Origin of the sequence: Flavobacterium piscisymbiosum (assembly GCF_020905295.1) — a bacterium.
Taxonomy (GTDB): Bacteria; Bacteroidota; Bacteroidia; order Flavobacteriales; family Flavobacteriaceae; genus Flavobacterium; species Flavobacterium piscisymbiosum.
The window spans coordinates 944,301-964,264 of sequence record NZ_JAJJMM010000001.1 but is presented as its reverse complement, the minus strand read 5'-3'; the positions used below and the strand labels follow the sequence as shown (position 1 = coordinate 964,264).

Below are 19,964 nucleotides of genomic sequence, written 5' to 3'. Positions count from 1 at the left end.
AATTTTGATAAAAAAAGTATTTATTCCATTCGCTTTAATTCTGTTATTTTCTAATATTGATCTACGTGCACAACAAGGTAAGTTAGATGTCACTTTTAGTATAATCGACGATGGCCAAAAAGGAGATGGTTTCGATAATATAGTAAGGACTTTGTGTTTACAAGAGGATCAAAAGCTGATTGTTGGCGGCGATTATCTAAGTCTTAACGGAGTCTCATCACCTTATTTATCACGTCTAATGCCAGATGGAACTATAGATGAGACTTTTAATATAGGAATAGGATTTAATGGTAAAATTTATTCATCTTATATTCAGTCTGATGGTAAAATAATTGTTGGCGGCAGTTTTACAAGCTTTAATGGAAATAATACAGGCAGATTAGTTCGTTTAAACACTGATGGTTCATATGATGCAACGTTCAATACTTCAATTGCTGCAAGTGCAGGTATTATTTATGATATTTCTCCACAAGCTGACGGCAAAATTATAATTGTTGGAAGTTTTACAAAGTATAATAATGTTACCGTAAATCGAATTGCCAGAGTCCTGCCGAATGGTAGTTTAGATACTTCATTTATAACAGGATCCGGATCTTCATCAAATATTACAAGTGCAAAGGTTTTATCTGATGGAAAAATTTTGCTTTCCGGAAATTTTACAAGTTTTAATGGATCTTCAATAAATAAAATAGTCCGACTATTTCAGGATGGTAGCATTGATCATAATTTTAATATAGGATCTGGTTTTAATGATGATGTCAATGCGATGATAATTCAATCTGATCAGAAAATTATTCTGGGAGGAAAGTTTACTAATTATAATGGTATTGGAGCTAACAGAATTATAAGAATAAATCAAGACGGATCTCCGGATAGCAATTTCTTGTCGGGCTCAGGTTTTAGTAAAGATGCTGTCCAGACGATTAAAACTGACGCTGTAGGAAATATAATGGTAGGCGGATCTTTTATTGGTTCTTATAATGGTACAGAGATTAATCGGTTATGTTTTTTGAATAGAGACGGGACTTTAAAAACAGATTTCGATATAGGTTCAGGACCAGGATCTGCATCAGTTTTGGCTTTAGCAACTGATAGAGAAGGATCTTGGTATATAGGTGGTTCATTTTCAGTTTTTGATAATTTAAATCAAGGAAGATTAGCAAAAATCGATGCCAATGGAGACCATGATGCGGGTTATTTAGCTGCAGGAATTGGTTTTGATAATTCTGTTTTAAAAGTTTTATCATTAGAAAATAAAAAAACAATGGTATTTGGGAGTTTTACCAAATTTAATGGAGCATATTGCTCAAGGATAACAAGAGTTTTAGAAGACGGATCTTCTGATGTCTCTTTTAATCGAGGAGAGCAAGGAGCTAATAATCTTGTAAAAAATGCTGTGTTACAATTAGACGGAAAGATAGTTGTTGGAGGAAATTTCACGAAATACAATGAAATTAATTCTAATCGAATTGTCCGTATTTTTCCTGATGGAGCACTAGATAATTCTTTTGTTATAGGTTCAGGATTTAATAGTCAGGTGTATGCATTAGATGTTCAGCCTGATGGGAAATTAATTGTAGCCGGAAATTTTACAACTTATAATGGTTCAGCCGCCGGAAGAATAGTCAGATTGTTAGAAAATGGTTTACGTGATACTAGTTTTAATATTGGTCTTGGAGCTGATGCAATTATTGAGACAGTATTACTTCAGTCCGATGGTAAAATTTTAGTTGCCGGAAGGTTTAATACATTCAATGGGCTTTTGTATCCTCGTTTAGTTCGATTGAATACCAACGGAAGTATAGATACCAGTTTTAATATTGGTACTGGTTTTGATAGATATGTGTATGCATTAGCATTACAGTCTGATAAGAAAATAATTTTAGGAGGGTCTTTTTTAACTTATAATGGAACTTCACAAAAACGAATTGCTCGTTTAAATTATGATGGTAGTTTAGATCCAACTTTTAATTCTGACACAGGTTTTAATAAAGGAGATGTTCGCACTATTTTGGTTCAGCCGGATGATCGCATTTTAGTTGGCGGAACTTTTTCAGGAACCTACAAAACAAGCCCATCATTAAGATTGATTCGTCTCGAAAAATCTGGTGATTATGATCCTTCATTTTTGGCTTCTCTTAATAAAGAACTTTATTCGATGAGTTTTACATCTGATTATAAATTGATTATTGGAGGAGGTTTTAATTCAGTATCAGGTATCTCCAAACATAGAATTGCCCGTCTAAAACTATGTTTAGATTCGACTATATGGAATGGTATTTCCTGGTCCAATGGCTTTCCGTCACCCGCAAAAGAAGTGATTTTTAAAGATAATTATCCAAATTTGACAACGACAGATGTTTGTAGTTGTTATGTTGATGAAGGTAAAGTGGTAACAGTTCTAAGTGAAAACACTTTGGGAATTGAGTTTTCTTATTTAGGTTTGGGAAATTTAATTTTAGAAGACTCAGCATCTTTATACCAATCTGATGATGACATAGTAAATAACGGAATTGCCTTTGTTAAAAGAAAATCATCTCCTATATTAAAATTTGATTATACTTATTGGTCTTCACCCGTTAATAATCAAAGATTAGTTGATGTTTCACCAAATACTGCGCCAGACATGTTTTTTTCATACGATTACATTGTTAAATGGATTCAGGAGAACCCTTCGACCTGTAATATGATCCCGGGCAAAGGATATATCATCAGGGGACCTGAGAATTTTTCACAAACAATTACTTCAAACTTTGAGGCGATTTTTAAAGGAGCGCCCAATAATGGCAAAATCGAGGCTGTTTTAAAAACTGCGAATAGTTATGTTTTAGTTGGAAACCCTTATCCGTCTGCGATTAATGCGGATGTTTTTATGACCAATAACAGATCGAAAATTAAAGGTGCCCTTTATTTCTGGACACATAACACGCCATATACTAATAATAAATATGCAAGTGATGATTATGCAGTTTATAATTTACTTGGAGGGGTTGGTACACGAGAAGCTTTATCAACAGGGATTAATGAAAGTATACCTAACGGTAAAATTGCCTCGGGACAGGCTTTTTTTGTGACTAGTAAAGTAGCAGGAACAGTTGAGTTTAATAATAGCACCAGAATTTCAGGAAGTAATTCCAGGTTTTTTAAGCACGTCGAAAAGAATAATGAACAAGGGCATAAAAGTACAATTGAAAAACATCGCATTTGGTTAAATCTTAAGAATTCAGAAGGTGCTTTTAAGCAAATTTTGGTAGGATATATTCAAGGAGCAACAAATTTATATGATGATAATTATGATGCAGTAAGTTTTAATTCGAATCAGTTTGTAGATTTTTATAGTATAGCTGACAGTAAAAAATTGGTCATTCAGGGTCGGGCTTTACCCTTTGTTCAAACAGATTCAATTGTTCTTGGTTATAAAAGTTCAATTAATGGCAATTTTAGTTTTGATATTGATCACGAAGACGGATTATTTGAGAATTTAAATGTTTTTATTGAAGATAAAGATTTAAAACAGATACATGACTTAAAAGAAAGTCCCTATTTTTTTGACACGTCAGTCGGAACCTTTAATGATCGTTTTATTTTAAAATATATTGATAAGACCTTAAATAAAACTGATTTTGAAAATTTCGAAGATCATATTTTTATTGTAGTAAAAGATAAAATGATTAAAGTGATTTCAACAAAAGAGCTTATAAAAGAGGTGTCAGTTTTTGATCTTTTGGGTAAACTATTATATCATAAAGAAAACGTAGAAAATGCAGAACATAGGCTATTAAATTTGGTATCTCAAAATCAGGTTTTGTTGGTGAAAGTAAAACTGGAAAGTGGACTAATTGTAACCAAAAAGACAATATTTTAACGTTCTCGCTTAAATTTAAAATAATATTGATTTTTATTATTTAGAGTAAAATAAAATTTCAGGCCTAAAAATATCGAAAGCCTTTGTTTTAAAGGCTAAATCTTTGTTTAGTAGTTGATTAAAAACGATTTAAAGTGTTAAATTCTTACATTTTAACAATAGGGAATTGAATTTTATGTAAATAAAATCATACCTTGTTGTTATATATGCGATAAATCCTAACTAGGACAATTCTTATACTTTTTAAAATAAAACTAAAAGACAAATTAATTTTTAGTTTTTTATCTGCCTAATACCTATTGCTGAATTTAAATGCCCAATTAAATGAAACAAAAAGTACTTATATTATTCTTTCAATTACAATTTTAGAATCAGACTTCTTTGTATTCTTGTTTTTTACTTATTGAGGTATTTATAGATCATGCTGTTAGATTTTTCTGATCAATAGTTTATGTTTTTAATATAAAAAAATACCACAATGAAAAGAATTTTACTTACTCTACAGTTAGTTGCATTTCCCTTATTTTTTTACGCACAAACTAAAACGGTTTCTTTTACAGGTAATGCGACTACAAATGTTACCACTACTTTTGTAGTTCCTGCCGGAGTAACCCCAATTACTATTAATGCTTGGGGTGGCGGTGGCGGTGGCGGTAGCGCAATTGTAGGAGGATTAGACTTGCAAAGAGGCGGTGGCGGTGGTGGCGGTGGCGCATTTGCAGGGGGAGTATATACAATTTCTTCCGGAATATCATTATCTATAACAGCTGGAGGTGCAGGTTCTGGTGGTCCAATGTCTACCTCTACAAATCCCGGAAGTGGTTTAACTGGAAAAACTTCAACAGTTGTTGGATATGTTACAGCCGTTGGAGGAAACGGAGGAACAGGAAATAATGCCGGGGGTATAGTTTCAGGAGGTGCGGGAGGTTTAGCTTCTGCATCAACAGGCCAAATAACCAGAAGTGGAGTGTCAGGTGCTTCAGGAACTACTGGTATAATAGGCTTGGGAGCTGTTGGAGGTGCTGGTGGTAATAGTGTTGATGGAACTGGTGTTTTGGCTGGTGCAGGTGGCGCTGAGAGAGGTTCTTTATTAGGAGCTACTGCTGGTAATCCCGGTTCTATACCTGGAGGAGGAGGAGGAGGAGCAAAGAATCTTTTAGCTACTCCAACTCCTGGAGGAGATGGTGGAGCAGGTAAAGTAACAATTTCTTATAATTGTCCTACTTATGCTTTAACTAGCACTGCAGCATCAGTTGTAGATCTTTGTTCAGGAACATCATCAATTATAACCCTTACTGGTTTACCTGCGGGTCTTTATAGTGTGTCATATCAGGTAAATAGTGTAGCACAGACAGCTGTAAGTATGAATGTAGATGTTACTGGAAAAGGCACATTTATAGCTCCCGGGTTTACAACTTTAGGTGCTAAAAGCTTAGCTATTACATCTTTAACATCAGGAACTAGTGCAAATGCTGCTGATAACTGTACTACAGGGCCTTTAACTTCAAATAATACTGCTACGGTTACTACAATTTCTTCCGGAATTGCACCGGTTGCTTTGGCAGGAAGCGCAGCAACGTGTACACAAATCACAGCAAATTGGCAAGCCGTTTCAGGAACAAGTTATTATGTGCTTGACGTCTCTACAGATATTAATTTTGGTAGTTTTGTAGGTACATATAATGCTTTGAACGTAGGAAATGTGTTGACATATACTATTACAGGTTTAAATAATACTACAACTTATTATTATAGAATCAGAGCATTTAGCGGATCTTGTATCAGTGCAAATTCAAATACCATAACGTATAAACCTGCAGTTGTCCCGGGTAATGTTATTTTAGCGCCGGTTACAAATGTAGTTTGTAGTGTGTTTACTGCCAATTGGGCAGCTGAAGCAAATGCTGTAACTTACTTATTAGACGTTTCAACAGATGTAGGTTTTGGTAGTTTTGTTGCAGGTTATAATTCATTGAATATTGGTAGTGTAACAAGTTATACAGTAACCGGATTATCTCCAAGTACTACTTATTATTATCGAATCCGGGCACAAAATGGTTGTGGTACAAGTTCCTCTTCAACGGCTACGGTACAGAATACGACAACTACAAGTGCCATTCCGGGAACAGTTGTTTCTACTTTACCTACAAATGTTGTTTGTACTGTATTCACTGCTAATTGGAATGCACAAACAAATGCAACAAGTTATTTGTTAGACGTTTCAACAGATGGAGGATTTGGCAGTTTTGTTCCGGGTTATAATTCACTTGATGTTGGTAATGTAACGACTTATACGGTTACAGGTTTATCAACTTCAACTACATATTATTACAGGATAAGAGGTAAAAATGGTTGTGGAAGTAGCACGGCTTATTCTGTTGTTCAAGGAGCTACAACATTAAATAGTGCTCCTTTGGCACCCACTGGTGTAGCTTCTTCGGCAGTTTTGTGTACTCAGTTTACAATGTCTTGGAGTGCTGCAACAAATGCTTTAACTTACGAAGTTCAGATTTCTACCAGTAATACATTTCCTGCCACTTCAGCTACCCAAACTTATACTGGGATTACAGCAACAAATTATAATTTTACAGGATTAACCCCAGGAACTGTTTATTATTATAGGGTTCTTGCAACAAATGGCTGTGGAATGAGTTCTTATGGAGTACCATCTCCAGCTTCTACAAGTACTCTTACTGTTCCTGCGACTCCTACAATATCAGCTTCCGGATCCTTAAATATTTGCCAAACCAGTAATGTTACGCTTACCTCAAGTTCAGCTACAAATAATGTATGGTCAACAGGTGCAACATCGCAAAGTATTGTCGTTACATCAGCAGGAAATTATACTGTAAAAGTAGTTAATGCAGGAGGATGTGAAAGTGCTTCTTCTTTACCATCTACAGTAACAATTTCTAATTTGCCAACGGCTACAGCAGGGGGAAGCATAACAATCTGTTCTAATGGCTCTGCAACTGTATCTGGAGCAACTTCAACAAATGGTACTGTTCAATGGACTTTTAGTGGAGGCTCAGGAACATTGTCCAATCCCACAACACTCACGCCTACTTACACTCCTTCTTTAGGGGGAACAGCAAGAACGGTAATTTTAACAATGACTGTTACAAGTAATAATGCATGTTCGCCACAAATAGCAACTGCTACTTATACAGTAAATATTCAGGGAGCACCAACAGCTGTTTCATCAGGTTCACAAACAATTTGTGTAAACGGATCAGCTACGATAAGTGGAGCTTCAGCAACGAATGGAACTGTTGTATGGACACATAATGGCTCAGGGACTATTACAAATGCAGCAACCCTAACACCAACATATAATTCTGTAACGGCAGATAGTGGGAATCAGGTAATCTTAACAATGACAGTGACAGCTTCACCAACTTGTTCACTTTCTTATATTGCAACATCAACCTATCCTGTATTAGTGCAGCCTGTACCCTCTACTCCCCAAAATAATTCTCCAGTGCAGCCCACATGTCTTGTTTCGACAGGTAGTGTAGTTTTAAAGAATTTGCCAAATAGAAATGATTATACAATTATTCAAGGTGGAACAGCTTTAAATACATACACAGGAGGATCAGGGGCTGATTTAACCACTTATACTATTTCAGGATTAATTCCTGGCACCTATAATTTTACCGTTCAATATCCCGGAAGCTGTATTTCGCTGCCATTACAAAATATAATAATAAATTCTTTAGAAACAAATACATATACCATTGCAGGAGGCTGGTCGAATGGAGCAACAACAACATTGGATCAAAATATTATTTTTGCCGATGATTTTTCTTCAATTGGTGATATAAATGGTTGTACATGTAAGGTTAATGCAGGTAAAAAAGTGACTATAAATGAATTGCATACCTTAACGATTGAAAATGAATTGGTCGTTGATCCGTCAGTAGGGACGGAATTAACATTTCAAAATAATGCAAGTTTAGTTCAGATTAATAATGCAACTAATTCAGGGAATATCAAATACATGCGGACAATTGGTATTCGTCAGGCTGATTTTGTGTATTGGTCAACACCCGTGAATCCACAAAAATTAATTGATGTTTCACAAAATACCAAAGCAGATATGTTTTATTATCATCATGGTTCAGGCTGGATTGATGCTGATAGAAACGCCGATATGGTTGTTGGAAAAGGATATATTATTCGTGGTCCTGAAAATTATCCAAATGATTCAAAAACGGATTACACTGCTAATTTTATTGGAGTGCCAAATAACGGAAATCTAACAGGTGAACCATTAGAGGTGGGTAAATATCGTTTAATTGGAAATCCTTATCCATCGGCTTTAAGTGCAGACGCTCTTATATTGGGTAATACGGTTTTAAACGGAACTCTTTATTTTTGGACGCATAACACGGCTGTAACCCCTGTTGGAAATTATGATTATAATCCAAACGATTATGCCAGTTATAACCTTAGTGGTGGTGTAGCAACTGCAAAATCAGCAAAATCAGATCCTGGACATTCAGACGATCCTGCAAATGATAATGGTAAAAAACCAACAGGTAAAATAGGGGCTGGTCAAGCTTTTTTTGCCAGTGGACGTTTAGCAGGACCTGTGATTTACAATAATTCAATGCGATCAGGAGGAGCTAATAACAGTCAATTTTTCAAATCATCCGAAACTTCAAAAGAAGCTACTGTTGAAAAAAATCGCATCTGGCTAAATATGTCTAATGCAGAAGGAGTTTTTAAACAAATTTTGATAGGTTATATACAAGGTGCTACTAATGCTTATGAAAGCAAATTTGATGGAGTAAGTTTTAATGGTAATCCATATCTTGATTTTTATAGTATGGTTAATACCACTAAACTTGTAATTCAAGGTCGTGCTTTGCCATTTGTAGACACCGATATCGCTCCATTAGGATATAGAACGGCGATTGAAGGTAATTTTACTATTTCGATCGATGAAGTTGATGGCAATATGACTAGTCAGGCGATTTATCTCGAAGATAAAACAGTCGGAATAACTCATGATCTAAGAGCAAGTGATTATACTTTTACTACTGCGATTGGGACTTTTACAGATCGTTTTGTATTGCGTTACACTAACAAAACATTAGGAACCGAAGATTTTGAGAACCTTGAAAACGGTATTTCAGTCTCAGTAAAAAATAAAACCATAGATGTTTTATCATCAAAAGAAAATATAAAAGAAGTTACGATTTTTGATATTACAGGAAAGCGACTTTATAATAAAACAAAAGTTGGAAATACAGAACTTCAAATTCAAAACCTGCAATCAGAAAATCAGGTTTTATTAGTAAAAGTAACTTTAGAAAACGACTTTACATCAACAAAAAAAATAATATTTTAAAATAAAAAAAGCAGTTGTAGTATTTGCTGCAGCTGCTTTTTTACTTCAATTTTTTACGCGCTCTTTCTCAAGTTTTCATTAGTATTTGTAATTGCTTTTTCATTTTTATAATCAATCCATTTTTGGCCTTTAAATTTCCGCATCAGGATATCAAAATGACGCATGATAAAAACGTTGTAAACGGCTTTTGATAAATTGGTAATATTTTTAGGAAAAGCACGCAAACTCATAGAGAAACCTGGAGTTAAATACTTCATATAATGCCAGTAACCTTCGGGCATATACAAAACTTCGCCATGTTTGAGATTGGTGATATAACCTTCGGCATTTTTTAGTGCAGGGAATTTTTCATAATCGGGATTGTCAAAATCAATGTCTTCTCTCGAAATTAAAGCATGCGGAACTTTGTACATATACTTCGACTGATCAGGAGCAAAAATCATACATTGTTTTTCGCCATGAAAATGAAAATGCAGAATATTCGAATAATCAATATCATAATGCATGAATACTTTTGAGTTTTCTCCGCCAAAAAACAACATCGGCATTTGCTTGACTAGCCTTAATCCAATATCCGGCCATAAAAAGTCATCTTTTAATGTTGGGACTTCCTTCATTAAATTATAAAGAAAAATACGGTAATTGGTAGGCTTCGATTCTAATAAATTGATATAATCGCTCATTTTCATTGTAGTATGCGCTTCGTTAAAGCCATCTTCATGATTTACGGGCCTATTATCGTACAAAGGGACAATAGTGTCTCCGGCGATTTCTTTGATATAGTGTAGTTTCCATTTATGATAAGCCGGCCAATCTTCGGTTAGCTCTTCAATAACAACTGGAATTTGTTTTTTTACATATTGGGAAATAAAATCAGATTTTGAGATCTTTTTTACCCTTTCGATTTGTGTTAACTTCATCTCTTTAAATAAAAAAATTGCTTATAGCTCTCTGCTACAAGCAATTTAAAAATATTTATTGAGATTTATTAACTCTTTTAATTAATTTTTTGATTTGATCGAAGCTTCAAGGTTTCTCTCAATCGTATGTCCTGGTCTCGACCATTTAGGTTTTTCGCCTAATGGAGCGAACTGAGAATCTGCTGCTTCAACGGTTTGAGGCTGCGAAACTTTTACAAATGGTTTTTGCGGAATCAAGCCTAACAAGTCAAACATTTTCATGTCTTCCTGAACATCAGGATTTGGTGTTGTAAGCAATTTATCTCCGGCAAAAATAGAATTTGCACCGGCAAAAAAGCACATAGCCTGTCCTTCGCGGCTCATATTGGTTCTACCTGCAGATAAACGTACCTGCGTATCCGGCATTACGATTCTTGTCGTAGCAACCATACGAATCATTTCCCAGATTTCAACTGGTTTTTCTTCTTCCATCGGAGTTCCTTCAACAGCAACCAAAGCGTTAATAGGCACAGATTCCGGTTGAGGATTCAATGTCGAAAGCGCTACAAGCATTCCGGCTCTGTCTTCGATGCTTTCTCCCATCCCGATAATTCCACCGCTACAAACCGTAACATTGGTTTTACGAACATTTTCTATTGTTTGCAAACGATCTTCGAAGCCACGGGTTGAAATAACATCTTTATAATATTCTTCAGAAGTATCTAAATTGTGATTGTACGCATATAAACCAGCTTCTGCCAAACGTTGTGCCTGATTTTCGGTAATCATACCCAAAGTACAGCAAACCTCCATGTCTAGTTTGTTTATGGTACGAACCATTTCAAGAACCTGATCAAACTCTTCGCCGTCTTTTACATTTCTCCACGCAGCTCCCATACAAACGCGTGATGATCCGCTGGATTTGGCACGCAAAGCCTGCGCTTTTACCTGACTTACACTCATTAAATCATTTCCTTCTACACCTGTGTTGTAACGTGCAGCTTGCGGACAATAACCGCAATCTTCAGGACAGCCGCCTGTTTTGATAGAGAGTAAAGTAGAAACCTGAACCACGTTTGGATCGTGTTTTTGCCTGTGTATTGTGGCTGCTTCATACAGCAGGTCCATCATGGGTTTATTATATATGGCGATTATCTCGTCTTTTGTCCAGTTGTGTTTGGTAACGTTCATAGGTTTATTGTTTTTTTGGAACTTCAAATGTAATTAAATTGTTGTAATCAAGAATGTAGATTGTCTGAAATGAATATTCTGCATGAAATTTCAAAAAAGAAGCATTCTAAAATCATATTTTTTTGTAATTATATGATTTTAGAATGCTTAAATGATTGTTTTATTTTGAAATATTAATCAGCTACATACTTGTTGTTCCAATACAGCATCATCATTAAAGTGACGATTACTGACGACGCAACTCCTTCAAATAATAAACAAATACAATAAGTTGGTACCGAAGGGTTTCCTCCAAACATAAAAGCTTCAGATAATGTTTTTACATAGGCATCTCCGCCTCGTGCATAACTATAAACCAGTAATCCGAAAACGCTCATCGCTACACCAACCACAGAAGTTGCCATAGCAGAAACGGCATTCGATACAAAATTGGTTTCTCCTTCCTGCAGGTTCATCTTCATTGTTTTATTTACTCCGTAAAATATAAAAAATACATTCAGGGTACGTAAGTAGAATAAATGTGCTAAACCTAATACGTTCATCAATAAAAAATAGATTCCTATGCCTAGGAAAATCAGGAAACCGTTGGTTATTTCTTTAGGTAATTTCATAGTGGTTATTTTTAAAGAAGTTAATAGTAAATATTTGATAAACAGAGTTATATATCAAATTTACTAAAAAAATAACTACGATGATTTAAAAATGGCGAAAAGTATAATCAGGTACTTTTTTAAAGTTGACTTACAAAAGCCAAAGCATCTTTTTTATCCTGATTTAATTGAGCTTTCAGCAAATCCAGAGAGCCAAATTTTTGTTCTTCGCGAAGATATTGTAGTAACGAAACTTCGATTTTTTGACCGTAAATATCAGCATCAAAGTCGAATAAGTTGACTTCGATAGTTTGGTTTTGCCCATTTACAGTTGGGTTGTAACCAATATTCATCATCCCAAAAACTTCTTTTCTATTTATTAAAGCTTTCACTACATAAACACCAATTTTTGGAATTAGTTTGTATTCTTCTTCAATTTTGATGTTGGCAGTAGGGAAACCAATTGTTCTTCCTAATTGTTTTCCTTTTACCACTTCACCGGTTAAAAAATAAGAATATCCCAAATAGTCATTGGCCAAATCCATATTTCCTTCGTTCAGAGCTTTTCTAATTTTGGTTGAACTTACAGATACATCCTGAATTTCCTGAGCCGAAATTTGTTCGACTTCAAAACCATATTCAGCTCCAAAAGCAATTAGATCATCAATATTGGCGGTTCTGTTTCTTCCAAAACGGTGATCGTGACCAATAATTATTTTCTGAATATGAAATTGATCTACCAAAATAGAATGTACAAACTCTTCGGCAGTTAATCTTGAAAAGCTTTCGTTAAACGGATGAATAACAAGATTTTCGATTCCGGTTGCTTCCAGAAGTTTTGTTTTTTCAGCAATAGTATTTAGTAACTTTATTTCTGATTTTTCCTGCAAAACCATTCTTGGATGCGGAAAAAAAGTAAGCACTAAACTTTCGTATTTTCCGTTTTCAGTATTTTGAGTAATTCGTTCAAGAATTTTTTTATGACCAATATGTACGCCGTCAAAGGTGCCAAGAGTTAAAATTGTTTTCTTGGTTGACTGAAAATCGTTTATAGAATGAAAGAGCTTCAAAACAAATAATTTAAGATGGTGCAAATTTATACTATCTATTTTAAATTTTATACTAAGCCCAATTGATTTTTAATGACAATCCGGCTATTTTATATAAAATATAACAACTTGCCGTCTAAAAAGCATTAATTGTCGCAGATGTGTAAGAGTTTCATTTAATTCACTTAATTTTGATTTGTCAATTATCAACCGGGTATGAAAAAAAATCTACTTCTCTTGTTTTTTATTTTTTGTTGTGCAAATATTTATGCTCAAAGTGATAATTTGTGGCAAAAAGTGAGCTCAGTTTCTGTGAGCAAAAGGATAAATACATCTAATTCAGAAAGAATTTACTATAAGCTTAATACCGATTTTTTAAAATCGAAACTTTCCGGTACAACAACCCAATCATCAAAAAAGAGTACGACAGAAATTACGATCCCGAATGCTAACGGTGTTCTGGAAAGATTTACAGTGTGGGAATCTTCTAATTTTGAACCGGAACTACAAGCAAAATATCCGGAGATAAGAGCCTACGAAGGAATTGGTGTAGACGATAAATCGGCTAAAATTCATTTTAGTGTTGCACCTATTGGTATTCAGACTATGGTATTTCGTTCTGAGAAACCTTCTGAATATATTGAACAAAATCCTGAAGACAAGTCCGGATATGTATTGTTTACTAAAAACGATATGGCATCTACAGCACGATTAGAGTGTAAAACGACAAATGAAATACCGAATGTAAATACTTCATCAAAAACAGCAAAGTCGGCTGCAAATAATAAAGTTTTCAAAACCTTACGATTAGCTATTTCCTGTACAGGAGAGTACACAACCTATTTTGGCGGAACAGTAGACGGTGCATTAGCAGGAATGAATGCTACAATGACAAGAGTAAACGGAGTTTTTAATAGAGATCTAGCTGTAAAATTGGTTTTAATTGCGAATACAAATGCAGTTATTTATACAAATGCTGCAACAGATCCCTATTCTGATGCCGCCAAAGGAACATCAGAAGACAAATCAGACGGTAATGATTATTGGAGTAAAGAACTTCAAAGTACATTGACAAGCGTTATTGGTGATGCAAATTATGATATAGGACATTTATTTGGTGCATCCGGAGGCGGTGGTAATGCAGCTTGTATAGGTTGTGTTTGCGAAAGCCCAACAGCATCAAATGTTATTGGTAAAGGAAGCGGATATACCTCGCCATCTAACAATAAACCTCAGGGAGATACTTTTGATATTGATTTTGTTGCCCACGAAATGGGACATCAATTAGGAGCCAATCATACTTTTTCTTTTGATGGTACCGAAAGAACAGGCATGAATGTAGAACCAGGAAGCGGGTCTACCATTATGGGGTATGCAGGAATAACAAACTATGATGTTCAGGATAATTCAGATGATTATTTTGCCTATACCAGTATTTGGCAAATTCAGAGCAATCTTGCTACAAAAAGTTGTCCGTTAAATACGGCAATAGCAAATAATCCGCCCGCAATTATTGCCGGCTTAGATTATACAATTCCAATAAGTACACCATTTATTTTAACGGGTTCAGGGTCTAATAGTGCTGCCGTAACTTATACCTGGGAACAATTTGATAGTGCGATATCATCATCAACGGCCAATAGTAATAGTGTTGCTTATCCCACAAAACCAGACGGGCCATTATTTAGATCTATAATTCCGTCTAGTTCTTTGGTTCGTTATATGCCGGCTTTAAGCACTGTTCTTGGAAATAAATTAACCACAACCTGGGAGTCTGTTTCGTCTATTGCAAGAACGTTGCATTTTACCCTAACAGCAAGGGATAATGGAGCTGAGGGACTGGCGCAAACGAATAGTGATGAAATGGTAGTGAATGTGGCTGCTAATGCCGGTCCGTTTGCAGTAACTTCACAAAATACCAATGATGTAAGCTGGCAAATAGGATCATTTCAAACCGTAACCTGGAGCGTAAACAATACCAATACCTTACAAGGCTCGTCGAATGTAAATATTAAATTATCTACAGATGGCGGATTGACATATCCGATTATTTTGGCCGCAAATACACCAAACGATGGTACTCAATCAGTCCAGATTCCAACAAGTGTGGAAGCTTCAACAAATTGCAGGGTTTTGGTTGAACCAACAGCTAATATTTATTATGCCATAAATAGCCAGCCGTTTGCAGTAGGTTACACCTCTACGACAACTTGTGATTCTTATAGTTTCGGAAGCGCTTTTGATATTCCTTTTGCATCTACTTTTACAACCAAAACGGTAAATGTACCTGCTTCTACAGGAGCTGTTTCTGACGTCAATGTGATGGTGAATTTTACACATGAAAGAATTTCTGATGTCGAAATTCAGATCGTTAGTCCAAAAGGAACAATAGTTAATTTATATAACAATAAAAGCTGTGGCGGAATCCAGTCTACTTTAGCCTTACAATTTGATGATGCAGGAGTTCCTTTAGATTGTTCTAAAATCACCAGCCAAATTGTTATTCCGGTAGATTTGTTAAGTATATTTAATGGGCAGGATCCTAAAGGTGCCTGGACTTTAAGAGTTCGTGACGCCGTTACAGGCAGGTTTGGGAAAATAAATTCGGCTTCGGTAAATATTTGTAATCAAACTTTTACTTTGGGAGAACCTAGTGAGGTAAAAGTAGATTTTGCAGTCTATCCAAATCCAACCAGAGGAAATTTTACTATTCAGCTCGAAAGTGATTCTTTGCAGAGAATTGAGGTTTTTGTACACGATATGGCAGGCCAAAAAGTCTATTATAATTCTTTTGATAAAGCGCATCATTTTAATCAGAACATTGATTTAACAAATCTGTCTGCAGGAATGTATTTCGTAACGATTATTGATGGAGATGACAGGACAGTCAAGAAACTGATTGTTTATTAAACTTTTAAAATTCCAAATTCCAAATTCCAATCCCGAAGCATCGGGATAAAAGTTGGAATTTGGAATTTATTTTTAGGAGTTCCCTCCAAAGATCAAGTTTGGAATTTCCAGTTAATGTTTTGAATTTGGAATTTTATTCCGATGTTTCGGGATTGGAATTTAATTTTAAGAGTTCGCCATCGCCATACAAACAATACTAATTTTGGCTCCGGGAATTTTTAATAAAGCTTTTGAGCACGCTTCAAGAGTGGCTCCGGTTGTTAAAACATCATCAACAATTAAAAAATGTTTGTTTTGATTTTCTTCTGAAAAATACACATCAAATATGTCTTCGATATTATCAGATCTTCCAATAAGGTTCTTTTTTGATTGCGTTTTCGAATATTTCTTTCGATATAAAATAGCATCATTGTAGGTAATATTTAAACCTTTGGACAAAGCTTTTCCAAAAGTGGTAACCTGATTGTAGCCGCGTTCCCTGAATTTTTTAGGATGTAAAGGAACAGGAATAACAACATCAAAAGGAGTTTCTAAAACGAGTTCTTTTAAATCTTCAACGTACCAATTTCCCAAAACGGTTCCAATCTCTTCGTGGCCTTTATATTTTAGATTATGAATAAGTTCCTGAACAATTCCTTTTTTGTTGAAATATAAAAGTGCCGATGCATGTTCGATCGCAATTTTACCATAGAATTTTTTTACAGCTTCATTTTTTGGATCTAAATGATATTGTGTAAGAGGCAATTCGTGACGGCAATTGGTACAAAATACAGTTTCGTTGGTGATCAAAATAGTATGACATCCGGCACAAACTTTAGGAAAAAACAGGTCAATAATATAATTAAACATAAATAGAAAGAATTTAGTTACAAAAATAACGAAATCAATCTCTCAATCTTTATAATTTTTCTTTTTTTTAAACGTACTTTTTATATTTTTGCATCACTATGGCAAAACAAGAAGATATATTTAAGAATGTGGTTTCGCACGCAAAAGAGTACGGATTTATTTTTCCGTCAAGCGAAGTATACGATGGATTGAGTGCAGTGTATGATTATGCACAAAATGGTGTCGAGTTAAAAAAGAATATCCGTGAATATTGGTGGAAATCAATGGTTCAGATGAACGAGAATATTGTGGGCCTTGATGCTGCAATATTGATGCATCCAACAACCTGGAAAGCTTCAGGCCACGTTGATGCTTTTAATGATCCGTTGATTGATAATAAAGATTCAAAAAAGAGATATAGAGCAGACGTTTTGGTTGAAGATCATGCTGAAAAGATCAATCAAAAAGCTCAAAAAGAAATCGAAAAAGCGAGAGCTCGTTTTGGAGATGCATTTAATGAAGAAGAATTTATTACCACAAATGCACGCGTTGTAGAATATCTTTCAAAATACAAAGAAATTTTATCAAGGCTTGCAAAAGGTATGACTGATGATCTTCAGGATGTAAAAGCTTTAATCGAAGAATTAGAAATTGCTGATCCTGAAACCGGTTCTAAAAACTGGACAGATGTAAAGCAATTCAACTTAATGTTCGGAACTAAACTTGGAGCTTCTGCAGATTCTGCAATGGATTTGTATTTACGTCCGGAAACAGCGCAGGGTATTTTTGTGAACTTCCTGAACGTTCAAAAATCAGGTCGTATGAAAATTCCTTTTGGAATTGCTCAAACCGGTAAAGCATTTAGAAATGAAATCGTTGCAAGACAATTTATTTTCCGTATGCGTGAATTCGAACAAATGGAAATGCAATTTTTCGTTCGCCCGGGTGAAGAAATGAAATGGTACCACCATTGGAAAGAAACACGTTTAAACTGGCATTTATCTTTAGGATTAGGAAAAGAGAATTACCGTTTTCACGATCACGAAAAATTAGCACATTACGCAAATGCTGCGGCAGATATCGAGTTTAATTTCCCTTTTGGATTCAAAGAATTAGAAGGAATTCACTCTCGTACTGATTTTGACTTAAAAGCGCACGAACAATATTCTGGTAGAAAATTACAATATTTTGATCCGGAACTGAACGAGAATTACGTGCCATACGTAGTAGAAACTTCAGTAGGTTTAGATCGTATGTTCCTGGCTGTTTTTGCAACTTCATTACAGGAAGAAACTCTTGAAGACGGTTCTACAAGAACAGTTCTAAAATTACCATCAGTTTTAGCACCAACAAAAGTGGCTATTTTACCATTGGTTAAAAAAGATGGATTGCCGGATATCGCCAGAAAAATCATAGATGATTTAAAATGGGATTTCAGTGTGGCTTATGATGAAAAAGATGCAGTAGGTCGTCGTTACAGAAGACAAGATGCTCTTGGAACTCCGTTTTGTGTTACAGTAGATCATCAAACGATCGAAGACGAAACAGTAACTATTCGTCATAGAGATACAATGAAACAGGATCGTGTAAAAATTTCTGAATTGAAAGACATTATCGAAAACGAAGTTTCGATGAAAAACTGGTTGATGAAAATGTAATTTTCTTAAATCAATACTATAATAAATCCCAAATTCCAGACAGGAATTTGGGATTTTTTTGATTTCACAAATGCAGTTCGTCGGACTTTTTTGCATTTCATCCCTATGTGTTAACATTTGTTTGCAATGTATTAACAATGAAATAGTAAAATAACTGAAATTCGTATTTTTAATTGCGGATAAAACACTAAAATAAATTTTTTCAAAAGTATTGATGAAACTACAGGGATAGTTGTCGGGGATTCATGAAAAATCAACAAAAACTGATATTGAAAAAGTATTCGTATATTATTATTGACGATGATGCTGAAAGTATTTTGAAAACCAAATCAGTTGCAGAGGGTTTTTCGGAATTAACTTTTATGGCTTCGGCTACGAATTATCAGGATGGTTTGTATTTAGTGTTAGAACATCGGCCGTCGATTATTTTTTTAGAAATTGATCCTCTCGACATATCCAGTAATTTATCACTTGCTTTTATAAACGAGCTTTACAGATTTCTGCCCGTTATACCCAGAATAATTGTTACTACCAAAAAAAAAGAACTGGCTTTTGAAGCTATTCAGTATAATGTTTTTGATTATATCCTGAAACCTGTTCAGTCGATAGATGTTTTAAGAACGATTTTAAAACTTGATAAAATAGTTCCGGAAACAAATGTTGTAGCAATAAGAAACGAAATTACTTCTTCTGCTTTGCCCTTTATACAAAAGCCGCAAAATATCGAGAATCCTCTTATTATATGCATTAAATCATATGGTGACCACCGTTATATGAATGCAGCCGATATTTGCTATTTTCAGGCTGATAATAACTCGACGGATATTTATTTGAATTCCGGAGAAATGATCACTGCTTTTAAAACTTTAAAGCATTTTGAGAGTATTTTGTCGCATCCTTTTATCCGAATTCATAATAGTTATATTATCAACAAAAATTATATAGCACGAATTCATAACGGAAGCTCAGTTTGTTATATAAAAAATTCTCTAAAAAAGATTCCTTTTTCTAAAACCTACAAATCTAATGTAGATCTAATTATAGCAGATTTTTCTATAGGAAATTACTTAGAAGTCTAAAAATTAGGCGTTTACATAAATTTGGTACCCATTGACTATCAATTGGGTATGTTCTACCATAAACCTGTTTTTTTGCATAAATTTTTTTTGAATTCGGAGTTAGTTTTACACCATGATTCGCACACGGCGATGATTCTCCAAACAAAAAAAAATCAACATTTAATACCTCAAATCATGAAAAAAGCAGCTTTAACATTCGGAATATTTTCTTTAGTAATGGTAGCAACATCATTCGCTACTCCTGAAGTTACAAATTTTTTAACAGCTTCAGACTCTATTAAAATTGTGCCTATAGATGGAGGTGCTACAGGTAAACAAAAGAAAGGTGATATAATAGCATATATAGACGGAGGTGCTACGGGTAAACAAAAGAAAGGTGATATAATAGCATATATAGATGGAGGCGCTACAGGAAAACAAAAGAAAGGTGATCAAGTAGCAAACAATGCAAGACAATTAACTTTTGCAAGCGTTAATCAATCAATCGGAACAGATAAAAAAGTAGATTAAGCTACATTTTTAATAAATTTATATTAGGC

At 34.7% G+C, this 19,964-nt stretch carries 11 protein-coding genes; 6 read left to right on the top strand and 5 right to left on the bottom strand.

From position 1 onward, the window contains the following. The first annotated feature begins 4 nt into the window (after positions 1-4). Both LNP81_RS04425 and LNP81_RS04415 read left to right on the top strand, forming a co-directional pair. Positions 5-3,865, top strand: coding sequence for a T9SS sorting signal type C domain-containing protein (locus LNP81_RS04425; protein WP_230033728.1), 3,861 nt, complete (start codon positions 5-7; stop codon positions 3,863-3,865). 478 nt (positions 3,866-4,343) lie between these two features. Next, the gene (locus LNP81_RS04415; protein ID WP_305070232.1) at positions 4,344-9,221 is read left to right on the top strand and encodes a fibronectin type III domain-containing protein; all 4,878 of its coding nucleotides are present in this window, start codon (positions 4,344-4,346) and stop codon (positions 9,219-9,221) included. A gap of 53 nt (positions 9,222-9,274) precedes the next feature. On the opposite strand, the gene LNP81_RS04410 is transcribed toward LNP81_RS04415, so the two are convergent. The 4 genes from LNP81_RS04410 to LNP81_RS04395 all read right to left on the bottom strand — a co-directional run bounded on the left by LNP81_RS04410 (position 9,275) and on the right by LNP81_RS04395 (position 12,971). Continuing rightward, a complete protein-coding gene (locus LNP81_RS04410; protein ID WP_230033727.1) occupies positions 9,275-10,141 on the bottom strand; it encodes a cupin-like domain-containing protein in 867 nt (288 codons plus the stop codon). A gap of 81 nt (positions 10,142-10,222) precedes the next feature. Continuing rightward, positions 10,223-11,311: a biotin synthase BioB gene (gene bioB, locus LNP81_RS04405; RefSeq protein WP_065448788.1), complete on the bottom strand. Its 1,089-nt coding sequence runs from the start codon at positions 11,309-11,311 to the stop codon at positions 10,223-10,225. A gap of 173 nt (positions 11,312-11,484) precedes the next feature. After that, the gene (locus LNP81_RS04400) at positions 11,485-11,922 is read right to left on the bottom strand and encodes a hypothetical protein (RefSeq protein WP_230033726.1); all 438 of its coding nucleotides are present in this window, start codon (positions 11,920-11,922) and stop codon (positions 11,485-11,487) included. Positions 11,923-12,041: 119 nt separating this feature from the next. After that, positions 12,042-12,971: a bifunctional riboflavin kinase/FAD synthetase gene (locus LNP81_RS04395; RefSeq protein ID WP_230033725.1), complete on the bottom strand. Its 930-nt coding sequence runs from the start codon at positions 12,969-12,971 to the stop codon at positions 12,042-12,044. Positions 12,972-13,166: 195 nt separating this feature from the next. On the opposite strand from LNP81_RS04395, the gene LNP81_RS04390 reads away from it, so the two are divergent. Then, positions 13,167-15,860 carry a zinc-dependent metalloprotease gene (locus LNP81_RS04390; RefSeq protein WP_230033723.1) on the top strand — a complete coding sequence of 898 codons (2,694 nt, stop codon included), beginning with the start codon at positions 13,167-13,169 and terminating at the stop codon, positions 15,858-15,860. 165 nt (positions 15,861-16,025) lie between these two features. On the opposite strand, the gene LNP81_RS04385 is transcribed toward LNP81_RS04390, so the two are convergent. Beyond that, entirely contained in the window at positions 16,026-16,709 is a 684-nt protein-coding gene (locus tag LNP81_RS04385) for a ComF family protein (RefSeq protein ID WP_230033721.1), read from the bottom strand. Positions 16,710-16,807: 98 nt separating this feature from the next. Here LNP81_RS04385 and LNP81_RS04380 point away from each other — a divergent pair, with 98 nt between their 5' ends. From LNP81_RS04380 to LNP81_RS04370, 3 genes are all read left to right on the top strand, one after another. After that, a complete protein-coding gene (locus LNP81_RS04380; RefSeq protein ID WP_230033719.1) occupies positions 16,808-18,346 on the top strand; it encodes a glycine--tRNA ligase in 1,539 nt (512 codons plus the stop codon). A gap of 245 nt (positions 18,347-18,591) precedes the next feature. Further along, positions 18,592-19,425 carry a LytR/AlgR family response regulator transcription factor gene (locus tag LNP81_RS04375; RefSeq protein WP_230033718.1) on the top strand — a complete coding sequence of 278 codons (834 nt, stop codon included), beginning with the start codon at positions 18,592-18,594 and terminating at the stop codon, positions 19,423-19,425. A gap of 174 nt (positions 19,426-19,599) precedes the next feature. Further along, a complete protein-coding gene (locus LNP81_RS04370) occupies positions 19,600-19,935 on the top strand; it encodes a 3-oxoacyl-ACP reductase (RefSeq protein WP_230033717.1) in 336 nt (111 codons plus the stop codon). The last annotated feature ends 29 nt before the right edge of the window (positions 19,936-19,964 follow it).